General features: G+C 38.3%; 15 protein-coding genes. 13 read left to right on the forward strand and 2 right to left on the reverse strand.

Annotation, left to right across the window (positions count from 1 at the left end):
* The first annotated feature begins 13 nt into the window (after positions 1 to 13).
* Entirely contained in the window at positions 14 to 2440 is a 2427-nt protein-coding gene (gene pheT / locus KBP50_RS06445; RefSeq protein ID WP_050353322.1) for a phenylalanine--tRNA ligase subunit beta, read from the forward strand.
* Between the two features lie 383 nt (positions 2441 to 2823).
* On the opposite strand, the gene rnhC is transcribed toward pheT, so the two are convergent.
* Complete coding sequence (gene rnhC / locus KBP50_RS06450; RefSeq protein ID WP_280528734.1) at positions 2824 to 3777, reverse strand: ribonuclease HIII; 954 nt, start codon at positions 3775 to 3777, stop codon at positions 2824 to 2826.
* Between the two features lie 256 nt (positions 3778 to 4033).
* Here rnhC and zapA point away from each other — a divergent pair, with 256 nt between their 5' ends.
* From zapA to uvrC, 12 genes are all read left to right on the forward strand, one after another.
* A complete protein-coding gene (zapA, locus tag KBP50_RS06455) occupies positions 4034 to 4294 on the forward strand; it encodes a cell division protein ZapA (protein WP_050353321.1) in 261 nt (86 codons plus the stop codon).
* A gap of 22 nt (positions 4295 to 4316) precedes the next feature.
* Positions 4317 to 4862 (forward strand): CvpA family protein, encoded by a 546-nt coding sequence (locus KBP50_RS06460; RefSeq protein ID WP_050353320.1) that lies wholly within the window; start codon positions 4317 to 4319, stop codon positions 4860 to 4862.
* 222 nt (positions 4863 to 5084) lie between these two features.
* Positions 5085 to 6803, forward strand: coding sequence for a DNA polymerase/3'-5' exonuclease PolX (gene polX / locus KBP50_RS06465; protein ID WP_050353319.1), 1719 nt, complete (start codon positions 5085 to 5087; stop codon positions 6801 to 6803).
* Between the two features lie 265 nt (positions 6804 to 7068).
* On the forward strand, positions 7069 to 9411 hold the full coding sequence (locus KBP50_RS06470; RefSeq protein WP_050353318.1) for an endonuclease MutS2: 2343 nt from the start codon (positions 7069 to 7071) through the stop codon (positions 9409 to 9411).
* 22 nt (positions 9412 to 9433) lie between these two features.
* A complete protein-coding gene (locus KBP50_RS06475) occupies positions 9434 to 9850 on the forward strand; it encodes a DUF350 domain-containing protein (protein ID WP_050353317.1) in 417 nt (138 codons plus the stop codon).
* A gap of 276 nt (positions 9851 to 10126) precedes the next feature.
* Entirely contained in the window at positions 10127 to 11812 is a 1686-nt protein-coding gene (locus tag KBP50_RS06480; protein ID WP_050353316.1) for a long-chain-fatty-acid--CoA ligase, read from the forward strand.
* A gap of 117 nt (positions 11813 to 11929) precedes the next feature.
* The gene (locus KBP50_RS06485; protein ID WP_050353315.1) at positions 11930 to 12514 is read left to right on the forward strand and encodes a fatty acid metabolism transcriptional regulator FadR; all 585 of its coding nucleotides are present in this window, start codon (positions 11930 to 11932) and stop codon (positions 12512 to 12514) included.
* A 28-nt stretch (positions 12515 to 12542) separates the two neighbouring features.
* Positions 12543 to 13319 (forward strand): enoyl-CoA hydratase, encoded by a 777-nt coding sequence (locus KBP50_RS06490; protein ID WP_050353314.1) that lies wholly within the window; start codon positions 12543 to 12545, stop codon positions 13317 to 13319.
* A gap of 18 nt (positions 13320 to 13337) precedes the next feature.
* Complete coding sequence (locus KBP50_RS06495) at positions 13338 to 14111, forward strand: electron transfer flavoprotein subunit beta/FixA family protein (protein WP_050353313.1); 774 nt, start codon at positions 13338 to 13340, stop codon at positions 14109 to 14111.
* Between the two features lie 26 nt (positions 14112 to 14137).
* Positions 14138 to 15109: an electron transfer flavoprotein subunit alpha/FixB family protein gene (locus KBP50_RS06500; RefSeq protein WP_050353312.1), complete on the forward strand. Its 972-nt coding sequence runs from the start codon at positions 14138 to 14140 to the stop codon at positions 15107 to 15109.
* A 445-nt stretch (positions 15110 to 15554) separates the two neighbouring features.
* Positions 15555 to 15869, forward strand: coding sequence for a thioredoxin (gene trxA / locus KBP50_RS06505; protein ID WP_050353311.1), 315 nt, complete (start codon positions 15555 to 15557; stop codon positions 15867 to 15869).
* Positions 15870 to 15987: 118 nt separating this feature from the next.
* The gene (gene uvrC / locus KBP50_RS06510) at positions 15988 to 17778 is read left to right on the forward strand and encodes an excinuclease ABC subunit UvrC (RefSeq protein WP_050353310.1); all 1791 of its coding nucleotides are present in this window, start codon (positions 15988 to 15990) and stop codon (positions 17776 to 17778) included.
* A 158-nt stretch (positions 17779 to 17936) separates the two neighbouring features.
* Here uvrC and KBP50_RS06515 read toward each other — a convergent pair whose 3' ends face one another.
* Positions 17937 to 18380, reverse strand: coding sequence for a YslB family protein (locus tag KBP50_RS06515; protein ID WP_232231305.1), 444 nt, complete (start codon positions 18378 to 18380; stop codon positions 17937 to 17939).
* Positions 18381 to 19019 lie beyond the last annotated feature (639 nt).

Raw genomic sequence — 19019 nt, forward strand, 5'->3', positions numbered from 1 at the left:
GAGGAAGGTTTGCATGTTAGTATCATTAAATTGGTTAAAGAATTATGTAGATATAACAGATGTAAGTCCAGAAGAATTAGCAAATAAAATTACAAAATCAGGGATTGAAGTCGATGGCATTGAATATGTAGCCGAAAAAAGTGAAAATGTCGTTATTGGCTATGTTGTATCTTGTGAAAAGCATCCGAATGCTGACAAACTTCATTTATGCCAAGTAGATGTTGGAGATGAGACGTTACAAATTATATGTGGAGCTCCGAATGTCGCCCAAGGTCAAAAAGTAGCAGTTGCGAAGCCAGGCGCTGTTCTTCCTGGGAACTTCAAAATTAAACGGGTTAAATTACGCGGTGTCGAATCTAATGGTATGATCTGCTCCCTGCAAGAGCTAGGCATTGAAGAAAAATATGTACCAAAAGATGTAGCTGACGGTATCTATGTATTTCCAACTGATGTGACCGTTGGAGAGTCAGTAGAGCCTTTACTAAACTTGAATGATGCGGTTCTGGAATTTGACCTAACCCCAAATCGTGCGGATTGCTTGTCGATGTTAGGAGTAGCCTATGAAGTGGGAGCTATTTTAAATAGAGAGGTACGCTTGCCAAATCCAGAGCCAACGATGGCAACAGGTGCTGCCAATGACTATATCGCTGTTCAAGTAGAGGCACCTAATGCAAACCCGTATTATGGCGCTTTTGTTATACGGAACGTAACTATACAGCCATCTCCTTTATGGATGCGAAATTATTTAATAGCAGCTGGCATTCGCCCGATTAATAATGTTGTTGATATAACGAACTATGTGTTGCTGGAATATGGGCAGCCACTGCATGCTTTTGATTACGATAAATTACAATCGGATAAAATCGTTGTTCGTCATGCGAAAGAGAAAGAAACCATTATTACATTAGATGAGCAGGAACGAGTTTTATCTAAAGACCATTTAGTTATCACCAATGGAAAGGAACCAATTGCTTTAGCAGGTGTAATGGGTGGTCTATCTACGGAAGTAACGGATACGACGAAGAATATTTTGCTGGAAGCAGCTTATTTTGATCCAGCTATAGTCATGAATGCCGTAAAGGCGACGGGTCTTCGAAGCGAGTCCAGTACACGGTTTACAAAAGGGGTCGATCCAAACCGGGTAAAAGAAGCGGGGCTTCGTGCATGCGAATTACTGGAAAAATACGCAAATGCAACGGTTGCAAAAGGGGTTGTTGCGTTTGATGAACTAAATCGTGGGCAAAAACAAGTAGAAATAAATATAGATGAAATCAACAAACGACTTGGTACATCATTAGTGACCTCAGATGTAGAAGATGCTTTAAAGCGCCTGCAGTTTGAATTTGAACCAAAGGGCAATGAATATCTTGTTCACATTCCGACACGTAGAGGCGATATTACTATTTTTGAAGATATGTTAGAAGAAGTGGCACGTATCTACGGTTATGATAAACTGCCGTATACATTGCCAGTAGGAGCAGGGCAGGCAGGTGGGCTCACAGAAAGGCAGCTATTACTTCGCAAAATAAAGTACCTCATGGAAGCTTCCGGATTATTAGAAAGTCGCACCTATACGTTAATCAGTGAAGCAGCGGCTAATACTTTAATTAGCCCTGAGTTAGCGGAAGCAAACTATGTACCGATTGAATTAGCTTTACCAATGAGCGCAGATCATAAATTTTTGCGAATAAGCCTTTTACCAGAAATCCTTCGTGTGTTAGCTCATAATAGAGCTCGTAATCAATTTGATTTAGGTTATTATGAAATTGGGAAAACATTTTTAACTACCGAAAAAACGTTAACGAAGCAACCGGAAGAGCGACTCCGTTTGGCGGGAGCTATAACCGGAAATTGGATTCACCATCCGTGGCAGCAAGAAAGTAAACAAGTAGATTTCTATGTTGTCAAAGGCATATTAGAGAAATTATTTACTTTTCTTGGTTGTTCCGTAGCTTTCCAGCCATTAAAACATCAGGATATGCATCCAGGAAGAACGGCTTCACTTCAGTTAGAAGGAAGAACAATTGGATTTGTTGGCCAGTTGCATCCACATTTGCAAAACCAATTAGATTTAAAAGAGACGTATGTATTTGATGTAAATATGGAAGAATTATTGAGCGCGTACAATGAAGAACCTTCTTATCAAGAGATTCCTAAGTATCCTTCCATTGATCGAGATATTGCTTTTGTACTTGATAGCAGCGTGCTTGCAGCTGAAGTAAAGCAAGTAATTATGAATGTTGGTGCTCCGTTAGTTAAACATGTATCTGTCTTTGATGTTTATGAAGGAGAACATTTAAAAGCTGGGAAGAAGTCAGTAGCCTTTCATTTAGTTTATCAGCACCCTGAAAAAACATTGACCGATGACGAGGTCCAAGCTTCTTATGAACAAATTATTACTGCAGTGAAAGATAAATTTGCTGCCTATATTCGCTCTTAATTCCTTTCTTGGATGTGTTATTTCATCTAAACAATAGGGCATCCATCTGTCCCATTCTCTTGGATAGGTGGGTGCCCTTTTAGATACAGAAGCTAAGGAAGAGCCAATGGATTAATCTTAGATGTAAGTTGGCTTCTTTCAAGCTACTAGGGGAAACCTAGTAGGAAATCGAACTGCAAGTCCCATGCCTAATTCTTTCGGGGCGGCAAGATGCCAATTGCAGGAGCCGTAATACGAAAAAAAGGGTTCTTCTTTTTCAAATCCGCGGAAATATTACAGCGCCTCGTACGCAGAAAAAAATTCTCTTTCTATTTCGAAGACGCCTACGATCTTAGCCTTAGATCTACCATTTCATAGCAGACCCTACTGAATGAAGGTTTACTTTATTTTAAATAAACTTGCGCTTTTGTTGTATTGGCAAAATGAATTTTAGCAATTTTTGACAAAACGTCTGTTCCGTATTTTTTCATAATTGTGGCAGCAGTTTGATCTACCTTTTGAGAGGCACCTTTGGGTAATATTATCCCTGTTTGTTCTGATAATTGATCCATCTGTTTTAGAAAACTAGTACGTGCAAGGATGGAGGCTGCAGCAACTGAAGTCGAGTAGCTTTCTGCTTTTGTAATAAAAAACGTGGAGGACGTCAGCGTCTGTTTTTCCGATGCCAGATGCTTTTTGTAAACAGAAGGCTCACAAAATTGGTCAATGATAATCCCGTCCATAAACCTTTGGTCCACTTTTTTCAGGAGCCTTTGGATGGCATGATGGTGAAGCATTGTCTTCATCTTTCCCTGTGTCCAGCCCTGACTTTGCAATTTATTATATTTTTCATTCCGTAGAACAATAAGTGAATAAGGAATATTTAAGTTGGTTATTTCTTGGGCCAATTGGCGAATTTTCGTATCGGTCAAAGCTTTGGAGTCAGTTACTCCATGACTTTTAAGCAGGTCAATTTGTGTTTTCGTCAGATAGACAGCAGCAACTGTAATCGGGCCAAAATAGTCACCTGTTCCTGCTTCATCTGTGCCGGCGTGATTACTTGAAAAAAGTTTCGGATCAGGAGCATAGGCGTGTGATTTATGTTTTCTTGACTTTGCAGCATTTGTGGGAATCGTGCTTGCATCCTGCTGCCAAATGCTTGCGGCTTTTTCCGGGGAAGACCCTTGAAATAAAACTTTCCCTGATTTATACGCTGTAATAACTGCTTCACTTGTTTTTGCGCGAAAAATTGCTCCCGGTGGAGGAGTTACAGAAGAATTTGCATAATAATCTTTCATTTGCGCAATGGTTTTACTGGGAAATTGATATACATATTGCGGCAATCGTATTCTCTCCAATCATTCTCTATTTTGTATTAAATTAAGAACATATGTAAACAGTTGATACTTTTTGTAGGCTTGCATTTTATTTCGTGCAGCTAATAAGTCCAAAAAAGTCCCCTAGGAATTGAAGTCTTATTTTATACTAAAGCAAAATTTATATTTCAGCAAACCACTGACAAAATCGCATTCTAAAGAAGTGGATAGTTTCCTAAATGGCTCACTTCATGTTAAGATAAGGTGAACAATTTTCTTAATCAGGGAGGATTTACACGTGGCCAAAGATGAAAAAACACGAACAACTGTAGAAATACATAATCGTACCTATACCATTATAGGAACAGAGCCACAAAATCATATTAAATTAGTCGCCAGTTTAGTGGATCAGAAAATGAATGAAATCCAAGAAGCGAACAGACAACTTGACACGACAAGATTAGCTGTACTAACTGCTGTAAATACAATGAATGATTATTTGAAATTAAAAGAAGAATACGCTTCTTTATTAGGTGCTATGAAAAAAAAGGATAACTAACTAGAAAGAGGAACATTCACATATGGTTGATATTTTATTACTGTTGTTATTAATGGTAGGTTTTTTAATTGGATTAAAACGAGGATTCATTTTGCAGCTATTCCATCTCATCGGTTTCATTGCAGCATTTATTGTTGCTGCTTTGTATTATGATGACTTAGGCCCTAAACTACCCTTATGGATTCCTTATCCTGATTTAAATGAAGATGGAAAATGGGCGTCATTTTTACAAGATTTGCCTCTTGAATCGGGATTTTATAATGCAATTGCGTTTTTGCTTATATTTATAGCTGTGAAAATTGTGTTGCAAATTATAGCGTCGATGCTTGATTTTGTAGCTTCTTTACCTATTTTAAAGTCTGTGAATAAATTATTGGGAGCTATTCTTGGCTTTGTGGAAATATACTTATTACTCTTTATCCTTCTATATATTGTAGCTTTAATCCCGGTTGCTCAAATACAAACATGGATAAATGATTCAGCAGTAGCGTTGTTTATCATTGAGCATACGCCTTATTTTTCAGGGGAAATTAAAGAGCTTTGGTTTACACATGTGGCAGATAGATGATGCACATCATACATCAATAGCGAATGGAACTATGTAGCGGAAATAAGAGATGGTGTGGGTAGGTGTTTTACTTCAAATTTACATCTAGATTAGCTCGACAAACTTATAGATGCAGGCACCAGGCATGAATAATGGTTGAGAAAAAAACACTCATCTGTAAATACACATTATCATTTTATCGTCGTTTTGTTAATTATAGGGGAGTAGGACTGGTGAAGATGTATGAAGATAAATAAAAAAGATGTTATTAAGTTGATGGAAACAATAGCGACGTATCTCGAATTACAAGGAGAAAATCCATTTAAAATCAATGCCTATCGTAAAGCTGCTCAGGCACTGGAAAGAGACGATCGTTCACTTGAGGAAATCGATGACTTTGCAAAAATAAAGGGCATTGGCAAGGGAACAAGCGCCGTTATTCAGGAGTATATTCAAACAGGACAATCAAAGACATTGCAAGACCAAGAACAGCAAGTCCCAAAAAGCTTGCTTTCCTTATTGCAACTACCTGGTCTTGGTGGTAAGAAGATTGCTAAGCTTTATCAAGAGCTTGGCATTACAGATGCTAAGGGATTAAAGGAAGCATGTGAGTCCGGGCAGGTTGAACAATTAGCAGGTTTTGGTAAAAAAACAGCCGAGAAACTCATAGCAGCACTTGAAGAAGCGGGAAAACGTCCGGAACGTCTCCCGATTGCTATTATGTTGCCATTAGCCGAAAAAATCGAAAACTACTTAGGTCAAATCGATGAAGTGGATCGTTTTTCGAGAGCGGGCAGCTTACGTCGTATGAGAGAGACAGTCAAAGATATCGATTTTATCATTGCAACAGAGCAGCCAACTGCGGTACGGAACGCTTTATTAAAGATAGATGGCATAAAGAATATCGTTGCTAAAGGAGAAACCAAAGTATCCATTGTAATCGAAGATGTATACGATGTGAATGTTGATTTTCGCATGGTGAAAAAAGAAGAATTTGCTTCTACCCTGCACCATTTTACTGGCTCAAAGGAGCATAATGTATCCATGCGTCAGCTAGCAAAAGCACGTGGTGAAAAAATAAATGAATACGGTGTCGAAAACGAAGAAACTGGAGAAATTCTTACATTCGATACAGAAGAAGCTTTTTTTAATCATTTTGGGTTGCATTATATTCCTCCTGAATTAAGGGAAAATACAGGAGAGACGGAAGTATTTCAATCCCCCTATCCGCTTGTGGAGCTTTCTGATATAAAAGGCGATTTGCATATGCACACAACCTGGAGCGATGGTGCACAATCGTTAGAAGAAATGGTCACACAAGCAATGAAAAAATCATACCAATATATCGCTATTACTGACCACTCCAAGTTTTTAAAGGTTGCTAACGGATTAAGTGAAACAAGGTTACGTAAACAGCAAGAAGAAATAGCCCGTTTAAACGAAAAATATTCAGATATTCATATTTTTTCAGGTGTTGAAATGGATATTCTACCTGATGGAAGTCTTGATTTCTCGGATGCATTTTTACGGGAGATGGATTTTGTTATTGCTTCCATACATTCCAGTTTTAATCAAACTGAAGAGCAAATCATGTACCGGTTAGAAACAGCATTGGAGAACCCTTACGTATCAATAATTGCTCATCCTACAGGGAGATTAATTGGCAGGAGACCTGGTTATCAAGTCGATATGCATAAACTAATCGAAAAAGCAAAAGAAACAAATACAGCATTAGAGATTAATGCAAACCCAAATCGACTTGATTTATCTCATCAATGGGCTCGTAAGGCACAAGAAATAGGGGTTCCTTTAGCGATAAATACAGATGCTCATAATTATCAAATGCTTGAGCATATGGTATATGGTGTGTCCATAGCCCGAAAAGGATGGATAAAACAAACGACTGTGATGAATACTTGGTCTACACAAGAATTAATTGCTTACTTTCAGAGGAATAAGTAAACCCTGCTTTTTTATAAGGAGAGAAAGAAACAAAAACAAGTATCAAGAAATGTCCCAATATAACAAGTAGATTTTCCGGACGATAGCCGGAACTTCATTCGAGTAATAAAAATGAAAATAGAAGCAGGATGTAGGAAACATTAATTTTACGCTCCCGCCAGCTAAATGACCTCAATGCTGTAAGATGTTTGAAAATGTTCATGGGTGACAAACTGCCTTGGGCTGTCAGTTAGCTGATTTGTTTTTCGGGAAAGGAGTTATTGACATGAACGAGCGCATGATTCGCGTACTCGAGTTTGATAAAATTATTGAACAATTAATCAACTATGCAGAAACATCGATTGGAAAACAGCAGATGAAACAAATTCGTCCTGCCACTGATATGGAAACAGTGGTTCGATTGCAAGATGAGACGGATGAAGCAACCCATGTAGAGCGCTTAAATAAAACCTTACCACTTGGTGGAGTTTTTGATATTCGTCCAAGCTTAAAACGTGTTTCTATTGGTGGAGTGTTAACCGCAGGAGAATGTATTGAAGTATCGAGTACCATTTATGGTGGAAGAACTGCGAAGGATTTTATGGAAGAACTGGAAGAAGATCTTCCTATTCTACATGCTATGGTTGAAGAAATTACGCCATTACGGCATCTGGAACAAGCGATAAATCGTTGTGTGGATGATCATGGGCATGTACTGGATAGTGCATCGGAAAAATTACGAGGAATTCGCTCTTCCATTCGAACATTGGAAAGCAGAGTGAGAGAAAAGCTGGACAGCTTTACAAGAACCCATAGTAATAAACTGTCGGACGCGATTATAACAATACGAAATGATCGCTATGTTCTTCCAGTAAAACAAGAATATCGTGCATCTATCGGAGGCATTGTTCACGATCAATCTGCCTCGGGACAGACGTTATTTATGGAACCGAAGGCAGTAGTAGATATAAACAATCAATTGCAAGAAGCGATCGTTAACGAAAAAAGAGAAATAGAACGAATTTTAATGGAGCTTAGTTCGCTAATTGCTGAGGAAGCAATTCCATTAGAGCATAACGTTCATATACTTGGAAAAATGGATGTCATTTTTGCTAGAGCTAAATATGGTCAGTCGATTAAAGGCTCTAAGCCAATGATGAATGACCGTGGAATTATTAAAATGAAGCAAGCACGACACCCATTAATCGACCCCCGTGAAGTAGTGGCTAATGATATCGAGCTAGGCGAGAGATTTACAGCAATTGTGATTACAGGTCCAAATACAGGTGGAAAAACGGTAACCTTAAAAATGGTCGGTCTTTGTTCGATGATGGCTCAATCTGGATTACAAGTACCGGCATTAGATGGTTGTAAATTTGGAGTGTTTTCCCATATATTCGCTGATATCGGTGATGAGCAATCCATTGAACAAAATTTAAGTACATTTTCCTCTCACATGACTACCATTGTAGAAATTTTAAAGCAGGTGGATGAACAAACTCTTGTGCTGTTTGACGAGCTAGGGGCTGGTACTGATCCTCAAGAAGGAGCAGCTTTAGCAATGGCCATTCTGGATGAAGTCATTGACAGACAAGCGCGAGTAATCGCGACGACGCATTATCCAGAATTGAAGGCATACGGTTATAATCGAAAGCAAGTTGTAAATGCTTCGGTTGAGTTTGATGTTGAAACGTTGCGTCCAACCTACCGTTTGTTGTTAGGAATTCCCGGTAGAAGTAATGCTTTTGATATTTCTAGACGTTTAGGTCTTTCCAGTAAGCTAATAGAACATGCAAAGTCATATATAGGAATCGATTCTAAAAACGTAGAGAATATGATTGCTTCCTTAGAACAGTCTCAAAATAGGGCAGAAAAGGATTATGAACAGGCACATGAACTGCTGATGCAAGCTGAATCATTGTATCAGGATCTGATGAATGCTTGGAACGAGTGGCAAGATAAACGGGAAAAGCTGTACCAAAAAGCAGAGGAAAAAGCCGATAAAGCTATTCAAAGAGCGCGTGAAGAAGCTGAAATAATCGTTCAAGAAATTCGTAACATGCATCGTGAAGCGGAATGGAAGGAGCATGAGTGGATCGAGGCTAAGAAGCTGCTTGACTCCGCTAAACCTGAGCTATCTACGAAAAAAGACGTAACCCCATCCTCAGCTAATAAAGAAGTAAAGGAATTAAAGCCAGGTGATGATATTAAACTGCTAACCATTAATCAAAAGGGAACCGTACTAGAAAAAATCAATGACCATGAATACTTGGTCCAAGTTGGAATTATGAAAGTAAAAGTAGATCGGAAAGATTTACAATATATGGGTAAATCAAAACAGAAATATGAACAACCAATTACAACAATAAAGGGTAGTAACTACCATGTGAAGACAGAGCTGGATTTACGTGGGGAACGGTTAGAAGATGCATTATTAAAGCTGGAGAAGTATATGGATGATGCGCTACTAGCAGGTTATCCGAGGGTTTCTATTATTCATGGTAAAGGTACAGGAGCACTTCGTAAAGGGGTACAGGAATTCGTCAAGCAGCATCCAAGAATTTCTGATTCTAGACCTGGATCATCTGGAGAAGGCGGCAGTGGGGTAACTGTCATTCGTTTAAAATAGGGTAAAACGAGAGGTGATTGTGATGGAGATTGGAGCAGCCTTTTGGGAAAATATTGTTGTACAGACTGCCGCTAGGTACAGTGTGGTTATTCTATGTACCCTTGTGTTTTTAGCTATATTAGAAATCGTCACATCGTATAAAAATTGGGAAGAGATTAAAAAAGGAAATTTTGCAGTAGCGATGGCAACTGGTGGGAAAATATTCGGGATTGCGATTATTTTCCGCTATTCCATCGAACATAATGACACCTTAGTTCAAAGTATAGGTTGGGGTGTATTCGGATTTATTTTGCTATTACTTGGTTATTTTGTATTTGAATTTTTAACTCCCGTACTTAAAGTGGACGAGGAAATTGGGAATGGAAACAAAGCAGTGGGATTTATTTCAATGATCATTTCTGTAGGATTAGCATTTGTTATTGGTGCAAGCATAGGGTGAGGGGGAAAAACAATGGTATTGGATCGTTTAGCAAAGATTTTAATCGTAGTAGCTGCGATTTTTATTATTGTTGGGATTATATGGTTGATGACATAATGAACCTTAACAGTAGGTGTGTGTGATAGTCGTTAAAATAGTTGCATCAAAAAAACGGAACTTATCATTTGAAACTTGGCAGTCATGCCAAGTTTTTTCATAAAAAATTAAATAATATTTCAAAAAATAGCGATTAATCGGTATAATATAATTAAATATAAAGGAAAGGGAGGAAAAAGCATGGGAGGAACTAGAAGCTGGCATCAGCACTACCCACCTGAAATAAAGACATCCATTCAATATGATGAAAAGCCACTTCATGCATTTTTACTGGAGAGTGCTGAAACATTTCCGAAAAAGAAAGCGCTTCATTTTATGGGGAAGGATATGACGTATGAAGAACTTTATTTGCAAGCAACTAAAATGGCGAACTATCTACAGCGGCTAGGTATGGAGAAGGGGGACCGAATTGCTATAATGCTACCAAATTGTCCACAATCTGTAATCGCTTATTATGGAGCCTTAATGGCTGGTGGCATCGTCGTGCAGACGAATCCACTTTATAAGGAACGAGAGTTAGAATATCAGTTGAAGGACTCTGGTGCTACTATTATCGTATGTTTGGATATTTTATTACCCCGTGTTATGAACGTCAAAAATAATACGGATGTAAAGCATACTATTGTTGCAAGTATCAAAGATTATCTGCCATTTCCTAAAAATCTTATCTATCCTTATATCCAAAAGAAACAGTACAATATGGTTGTAAAGGTAGAACAATCAGAAGATGTGCATGTATGGGATTATATGATGGATATCGCTCAGCCTGCATATGAGAAGGTTACCGTTGATGCTAAAGAAGACTTGGCCTTATTGCAGTATACAGGAGGTACAACAGGCAATCCAAAAGGAGTTATGCTTACGCATTATAATTTGGTTTCCAATGTACAAATGTGCCAAGCGTGGATTTATAACATAATACCTGGTGAAGAGATTGTTTTAGGAGTACTGCCCTTCTTTCACGTATACGGAATGACAGCAGTAATGAATAATGCGATTATGATTGGTGCAAAAATGATCTTGCTACCTAAATTTGATGCTACGGAAGTCTTGAAAACAATTGATAAATATAAGCCGACGCTATTCCCTGGAGCGCCCACAATTTATGTAGCTTTGTTAAATCACCCTAAATTAGAACAGTATGATTTATCATCTATTGAAGCTTGTATTAGTGGTTCTGCTCCGTTACCAATGGAAATACAGGAACAGTTTGAGAAGGTGACAGGAGGAAAACTTGTAGAAGGGTATGGTCTAACGGAAACGTCCCCTGTTACACATGCTAATTTTGTTTGGCATGAACGAAGGAGCGGAAGTATTGGAGTACCTTGGCCGGATACAGATGCCAAAATTATAGATGCTGAAACCATGGAAGAAGCTCCTATTGGAGAGGTTGGTGAAATTGCTGTAAAGGGACCGCAAATTATGAAGGGGTATTGGAATAATCCGGAGGAAACAGCCCAAGTATTAAAAGATGGCTGGTTACTTACTGGTGATCTTGGTTACCAAACAGAGGATGGCTATTTTTATGTTGTGGATCGTAAAAAGGATATGATTATTGCTGGGGGTTACAATATATATCCTCGTGAAGTAGAGGAAGTATTATATGAACATGAGGCTATTCAAGAAGTAGTTGTTGCAGGTGTTCCCGATCCGTATCGGGGGGAAACTGTTAAAGCCTATATTGTTTTAAAACCAGGTTACTCAATAACTGAGACCGATTTAAATACGTATTGCAGGCAACATTTAGCAGCATTTAAAGTACCCCGCATTTACGAATTTCGGCAAGAGCTTCCCAAAACAGCAGTTGGTAAAATTCTTAGAAGACAACTTGTTGATGAAGAGAAAGAAAAGCTTCAAGTTAAATGAGCTTAGGCTCTTTTTTCGCTATAGTTATACAAGCTTAGCAATTGACAGTTTTCTTAAAAGGAGATACAATAATGAATGAACAGTCATTCATTATTGCGTCAAGTTTAGGAGAGAACAATGAAAAAAAATAAACCGAAATACAATCAAATTATTGAAGCGGCAGTAGAAGTTATCGCGGAGAATGGCTACCACGCCTCTCAAGTATCAAAAATAGCGAAAAAAGCTGGAGTAGCAGACGGAACTATTTATCTGTATTTTAAGAACAAAGAAGATATATTAATTTCAGTCTTTGAGGAAAAGATGGGACAATTTATTGCACATATTACAGAAGCTATCGAGAATAAAAACAATGCGGACGAAAAGCTGTTTGAGCTGATTAAGCTTCATTTTCGCCAACTTAGTGAAGATCACCATTTAGCAATTGTGACACAACTTGAATTGAGGCAATCCAATCCTTCTTTGCGATTACAAATTAACAATGTGTTAAAACCGTACTTAAATGTGATTGACTCGATTATTAAAGAAGGGATGCAAGAGGAAATATTTCGCAACAGTTTGAATGTAAGACTTGTCCGTCAAATGATTTTTGGTACACTAGATGAAACGGTTACAAATTGGGTGATGAAAGACAGAAAATATAATCTTGTTGAACAAGCAACAGAAGTTCACACCCTATTAACCGAGGGACTTCATTCGAAATAATCCCATACATGCAAAAGGAGGCTAACAATTGACGAAGACACTAGATTTTGAAACAAATAACTCAGTCGCTTACGTAACCATTAAAAGCCCGCCGGCAAACGCTTTATCTAGTAGTCTATTACAGGACTTGGCTGAGCAGCTGGACGAGGTAGAGGCTAATACGAGTATCAAAGCAGTAGTATTAAAAGGAGAAGGGAGATTTTTTTCAGCAGGAGCTGATATAAAAGAATTTACTGCATTGCAGAAAGCATCTGATTATGAATCGATGGCCAAACGAGGGCAAGATTTATTTGACCGTATGGAACAATTCCATATTCCAATTATTGCAGCTATCCATGGTGCAGCCTTAGGAGGTGGCTTGGAGCTTGCTATGGCTTGTCATATGCGAATTGTAACAAAATCTGCCAAACTAGGATTGCCGGAAATAACGTTAGGAATTATTCCTGGTTTTGCTGGAACGCAGCGCTTGCCACACTATGTCGGCTCAGCAAAAGCATATGAAATGATATTAACGGGAGAACCTATTAGCGGGGAAGAGGCATATTCCTATGGTCTAGCAAATAAAGTAGTTACAGAGGAAGTTTTAGAAGAAGAAGCGAAGCAGTTAGCTGAGAAAATTGCTGCGAAAAGTAAATTGACGATCCAGCAAATTATGCAACTGATTCCTTATGCAAAGACTGGGTTGTTTGCTGAAGGCGTATCGCAAGAAGCAAAAGCCTTTGGGCAAATTTTTGGGTCCGATGACGCAAAAGAAGGCGTGCAAGCGTTTATTGACAAGCGTAAACCAAACTTCCAGGATAAGTAAACAAAAGGAGGAGCAATGATGGATATATATGTACTACTAAAGAAAACCTTTGATACGGAAGAGAAAATCAATATATCAAATGGGCAAATTGAAGATGATGGCGCTGAATTTATTATTAACCCATACGACGAGTATGCTGTGGAGGAAGCTATTAATCAGCGTGATGAGCACGGAGGAGAAGTTACTGTTGTTACTATTGGAGATGAGGATTCTGAAAAACAATTACGTACTGCTTTAGCAATGGGGGCAGATAAAGCAGTGTTAATAAATACCGAAGATGATTTGGAAGACGGGGATCAATTTACAACAGCAAAGATTTTGGAAGCGTTTTTTGCAGATAAAGAAGCAGATTTAATTCTTGCTGGAAATGTGGCAATTGATGAAGCAAGCGGCCAAGTTGGTCCAAGGTTAGCAGAGGCTTTAGATATGGCGTATGTGACAACGATTACAGATTTAAAAATTAATGGCGAAACAGTCACGATGGAAAAAGATGTAGAAGGAGACGTTGAAATAGTAGAGACAGCTCTTCCAGTATTGGTAACATGTCAGCAAGGGCTAAACGAACCGCGTTATCCTTCGCTTCCTGGCATTATGAAAGCGAAAAAGAAACCGTTAGAAGAATTAGAAATAGATGATCTGGATTTAGATGAAGATGATGTAGCAGCAAAAACGAAGACAGTAGACATTTTTTTACCGCCTGAAAAAGAAGCAGGTAAAATGCTTGAAGGGGATCCACAGCAACAAGTGCAAGAACTTGTTTCTTTATTAAAGACGGAAGCAAAGGTACTGTAATTTTAAGACAGAGAGGAGTAATTGACTTGAGCGGAAAAATATTAGTAATTGGGGAAGTAAAGGACGGAGCATTACGTAATGTTTCTTTTGAAGCGATTGCAGCAGCAAAAAAGATTAATCCTGACGGTGAAATAGTTGGACTTATATGCGGAAATGGTGAACTTACTCCTTTAGGAGAAGAAATGGTCCAATATGGTGCAGATCGTGTGGTTACAGTAGCTCATGAAAATTTACAAAACTACACGTCTGAAGGATATGGGCAAGCGGTTATGGCAGTAATTGCTGAACAAGCTCCCGACGCAATAGTGATGGGGCATACGGCAATAGGCAAAGATCTTACGCCAAAGTTAGCAAGCAAATTGAATACAGGCTTGATTTCAGATGCGGTGGATATTGAGGTGGATGGCGATCAAGTCCAATTTGTCCGTCCAATTTATTCAGGAAAAGCATTTGAAAAGAAAATCATCACAGATGGATTAACGTTTTTCACTATTCGCCCAAATAATATCGCATCACTAGAAAAAGACACATCGAGGACGGGAGATGTTGGTGAGAAAACAGTGGACGTAGCGGATATCCGCACGATTATTAAAGATGTGGTACGAAAGGCTTCAGAAGGTGTAGATCTTTCCGAAGCAAACGTAATTGTAGCAGGTGGTCGCGGTGTAAAGAGTGCAGAAGGCTTCAAACCTTTATATGAACTAGCGGAAGTATTAGGTGGGGCAGTAGGCGCTTCACGAGGTGCTTGTGATGCTGAATACTGTGATTACTCCTTGCAAATCGGTCAAACAGGAAAGGTGGTTACACCTGATTTATACATTGCCGTAGGTATTTCTGGAGCAATTCAGCATCTAGCAGGAATGTCGAATTCCAAAGTGATTGTTGCAATTAATAAAGACCCCGAAGCAACTATCTTTCATGTAGCCGATTACGGGATTGTTGGAGATTTATTTGAAATTGTTCCATTGTTAATTGAAGAGATTAAGAAATTAAAGTAATATCCCATTAACTCTAAGAGTGAATGATGCGGTCATTTAGCTTCGGAAAGAAAGGTGACTTTGCTCAGGAGGAAAGGCATCGGTGAGACCCCGCAGTTCGTTAGCGCGGGGAGGCTCACCAGCCACCCTAAGGTGCGGAAAGTATATTTCCAGAGTGGATTATTTGCGCCATTTACCCTTTCTCAATAGTTTGGATTTTTGATGAAAATCCTATGTCCCAACCTTTTCATTTGATTATGGTTTGCATCTAGACAGGTGCCTATATTGGATGTTAGCTCATCAAAAAGGGATAGACTTTCTGTGTACATAACGAAGTGAGCGTATGAATTGATTTTAATGTTCAAGAAATGATATAACCGAGGCATAAGCAAAATATTAGGAAGCTTATAGAAACGGTGATATACTCAACGTAATCATGAAAGGTTTTAAAAGGAGGAATGAAATAATGGCAATTATCAATGCTACTGACCAGACATTTGCTAAAGAAACGGCAGAAGGTCTAGTACTTGCAGATTTTTGGGCGCCATGGTGTGGTCCATGTAAAATGATTGCACCAGTACTAGAAGAAGTTGATAGCGAAATGTCTGATAAAGTTCAAATTGTAAAATTAGATGTAGATGAAAACCAAGAAACAGCGGGCAAATTTGGTGTGATGAGTATTCCAACACTGTTGTTGTTTAAAGATGGTCAAGTTGTAGACCAAGTAATCGGTTTTCAACCCAAAGAGGCATTAGTTGATTTAATTAACAAACATGCTTAAAAAATGATATACTATTCAATAGAATAGAAAATAAGAAAATCCCTTGTTACTCATAGTGACAAGGGATTTTCTAGAGTCATACAGCACAGAACATGTCTGTTAAGGGAATGAGTGTTAGATGAACCAGAATATAAAAGATAAATTAGCGGTTTTACCTGCTAAACCAGGCTGCTATTTAATGAAAGATAAATACGAAACGGTCATTTATATTGGAAAATCCAAAGTATTAAAGAATCGGGTTCGTTCTTACTTTACAGGAGCTCATGATCGAAAAACGCAGCGATTAGTTCAGGAAATTGAAAGCTTCGAGTACATCGTAACGTCCTCAGAAATAGAAGCACTTATTTTAGAAATGAATTTAATTAAAAAATACGATCCTAAATACAATGTTATGCTGAAGGATGATAAATCGTATCCATATTTAAAGATTACTGCAGAGCGTCACCCAAGGTTACTAATTACGAGGAAGATAAAAAAAGATCGAGGAAAATACTTTGGACCATATCCAAATGTAATTGCAGCTAGAGAAACTAAAAAATTATTAGATCGATTATATCCTCTACGAAAATGTAATAACCCTCCTGGACGTCCTTGCCTGTACTATCATATGAATCAATGCTTTGCCTGCAGTGATAAACCACCGACGAAAGAAGAATACGCAACTATCGTGCAAAGTGTTTCATCCTTCTTACAAGGTGGGTTTAAAACAATAAAAAAAGATTTAACGGAGAAAATGTATCAAGCGAGTGAACAATTAAATTTTGAAAGAGCTAAAGAATTAAGAGATCAAATCCACCATATTGAATCTGTCATGGAGCAACAGAAGATGACCTTGAATGACCAGACGGATCGAGATATTTTTGCCTACAGTTATGATAAAGGGTGGATGTGTATTCAAGTGTTTTTTATTCGGCAAGGGAAGTTGATTGAACGTGATATTGCTGTTTTTCCGTTTTTCGATGAGGCAGAGGAGACGTTCATCAGTTACGTTGGACGCTTTTATCTTCATCAAAATCATCCAAAGCCGAAACAAATTCTTGTCCCGCTTGGTACTAATGTAGAGCTGTTAAAGGATTTATTGAAAGTGGATGTGCATACGCCGTTTCGCGGTAGAAAAAAAGAGTTGGTTAAACTCGCTGAGGAAAATGCACGAATCTCATTGCGTGAAAAGTTTTCTATAATTGAACGTGATGAAGAAAGAACGATTGTAGCTGTAGAGCATCTAGGGGAACAGTTAAATATCGAGACGCCACACCGTATTGAGGCGTTTGATAACTCCAATATTCAAGGGACAGATCCTGTTTCGGCAATGGTCGTTTTTATAGATGGGAAACCAGCGAAGAACGAATATCGCAAGTATAAAATTCGTGATGTAGATGGACCTGATGATTATGAAACGATGAGAGAGGTTATCCGGAGGAGATATACGAGAGTACTCAAAGATAAATTGCCACTACCTGATTTAATTATTGTAGATGGTGGAAAAGGGCAAATGAGTGCCGCACTGGATGTGTTAGAAAACGAGTTGGGGCTTGATATTCCTCTATGTGGTTTGGCAAAGGATGATCGCCATAAAACAAGTGAGCTATTATACGGTTTTCCACCTCATGTTATTGATTTGGATCGCAAATCGAATGAGTTTTATCTTGTGCAACGAGTACAGGAGGAAGTGCACCGTTTCGCCATTACGTTTCATCGTCAGCTACGTGGGAAAAATGTGGTGCAATCAGAGTTGGATAATATCCCAGGTGTTGGTCAAAAACGGAGGAGATTGTTGTTAACGCATTTTAAAACGATAACCGAAATAAAACAAGCTAGTATCGATGAATTCACGAAATTAGGAATACCACGTGATACAGCGGAAAATATTATCAATCATTTTCAAACCGCCAAAACAGAAAAGCAGTAGCACCATTCGTTCGGGTTCTACTGCTTTTTTGGTGCTGGTGATTTTTTAGTTATGTTTCGTATTCAGCTTATTGATATCACTTCAATCTGGTAGCTCCTTGTCGGAGTAAGAGTGCTTATGTTCTGACCAAGCTCGTTAAGCTAATACATTACTCCATGTTAATCCGTTGAAAACATCGCCTTAAATTCAACTTGATGAATCCTTTTGTTAATTGATTCTATACATTCACAATCTCTATTTTCAATTTGCAAAAGAGCTTCTGCCAAGAACCCAGCTTCCAATCTGAAATCAGTCGGGAAAGGGGCTTGCAAGCGAAGCGCAACCGCGTCAGCCATCAATTGAAAAGTGATAGATTTGCGCTTATCTTTAACCATTTCTAATTGCCCCCAGCCTAAAAGGGCGAATAAACGGATAATATCTTCCATCGTCTGTATATCAAACTTCCGTGCTAGTTTTCTACCCATGAAATATAACAATGTATGGGATTCTTTTCCTAATAATTCTGGTAAGCTAATATATCTTAAAATATCATATCCTGCACCTTCTGTATGTAATGTTTCTAATTCACTAACGGATATTACCGTTTCCTGTTGATTTATCAATTGTGTCATCCTCTCTACTAATAATCACAAGCAAGAAAGATATAAAAAGCGCTTCAAGTCAAAACAATACAGCTTATTAACGTATTAACATAGTCGATGTGCGTAAAAATAATCTACCCAATAACCATCATAAAAGGTATGTATGAAAGTCGATATGTACATCAAAATCTAATATATTTGTGATTGTTTAGTCCTTTGTGTCCCTTTAAATAAGGGGTTAAAAGTCCGTATCTATTTTATGTACTTACATTAGTAACTGAAGACAAAAGCACATAGAGCTATTTTTTCTGTATTCAATACCTATATTATCTATAAAACTAGGGATGCCCGCAAGTAGGGTACCACATTTTATCGGACTTCTTATAGTTTATCATAATTAGGTCAACTACTAAATGATGTAATTTATTTTATTTCGCATGTAGCTGACAGTAAGTTCCGCACTACCATCCTTAGAATATGTGGGCGGGGGGCAACTGTCAAAAAATGCTCGATTAAGACAAGTGCCGTGTTATAGAGAAATGCTTCTAGTAAATATGGTATGTGTGGTTTGGAAGCATGTATAACTAACACTCAGAAAGAGAAGATCCTTGGTTGGAATTCCAATTTATCAGACTTTATTTAGTCTGCAACAGGAACCCA

The organism is Virgibacillus pantothenticus, assembly GCF_018075365.1.
Lineage (GTDB): Bacteria > Bacillota > Bacilli > Bacillales > Amphibacillaceae > Virgibacillus > Virgibacillus pantothenticus.

What these genes read in the sequence shown, in the direction of transcription:
- KBP50_RS06480 (WP_050353316.1), top strand. Translation starts at nt 10,127, where the DNA reads ATGGGAGGAACTAGAAGCTGGCATCAGCACTACCCACCTGAAATAAAG.
- polX (WP_050353319.1), top strand. Translation starts at nt 5,085, where the DNA reads ATGAAGATAAATAAAAAAGATGTTATTAAGTTGATGGAAACAATAGCG.
- KBP50_RS06470 (WP_050353318.1), top strand. Translation starts at nt 7,069, where the DNA reads ATGAACGAGCGCATGATTCGCGTACTCGAGTTTGATAAAATTATTGAA.
- KBP50_RS06460 (WP_050353320.1), top strand. Translation starts at nt 4,317, where the DNA reads ATGGTTGATATTTTATTACTGTTGTTATTAATGGTAGGTTTTTTAATT.
- KBP50_RS06495 (WP_050353313.1), top strand. Translation starts at nt 13,338, where the DNA reads ATGGATATATATGTACTACTAAAGAAAACCTTTGATACGGAAGAGAAA.
- KBP50_RS06485 (WP_050353315.1), top strand. Translation starts at nt 11,930, where the DNA reads ATGAAAAAAAATAAACCGAAATACAATCAAATTATTGAAGCGGCAGTA.
- trxA (WP_050353311.1), top strand. Translation starts at nt 15,555, where the DNA reads ATGGCAATTATCAATGCTACTGACCAGACATTTGCTAAAGAAACGGCA.
- KBP50_RS06475 (WP_050353317.1), top strand. Translation starts at nt 9,434, where the DNA reads ATGGAGATTGGAGCAGCCTTTTGGGAAAATATTGTTGTACAGACTGCC.
- uvrC (WP_050353310.1), top strand. Translation starts at nt 15,988, where the DNA reads ATGAACCAGAATATAAAAGATAAATTAGCGGTTTTACCTGCTAAACCA.
- pheT (WP_050353322.1), top strand. Translation starts at nt 14, where the DNA reads ATGTTAGTATCATTAAATTGGTTAAAGAATTATGTAGATATAACAGAT.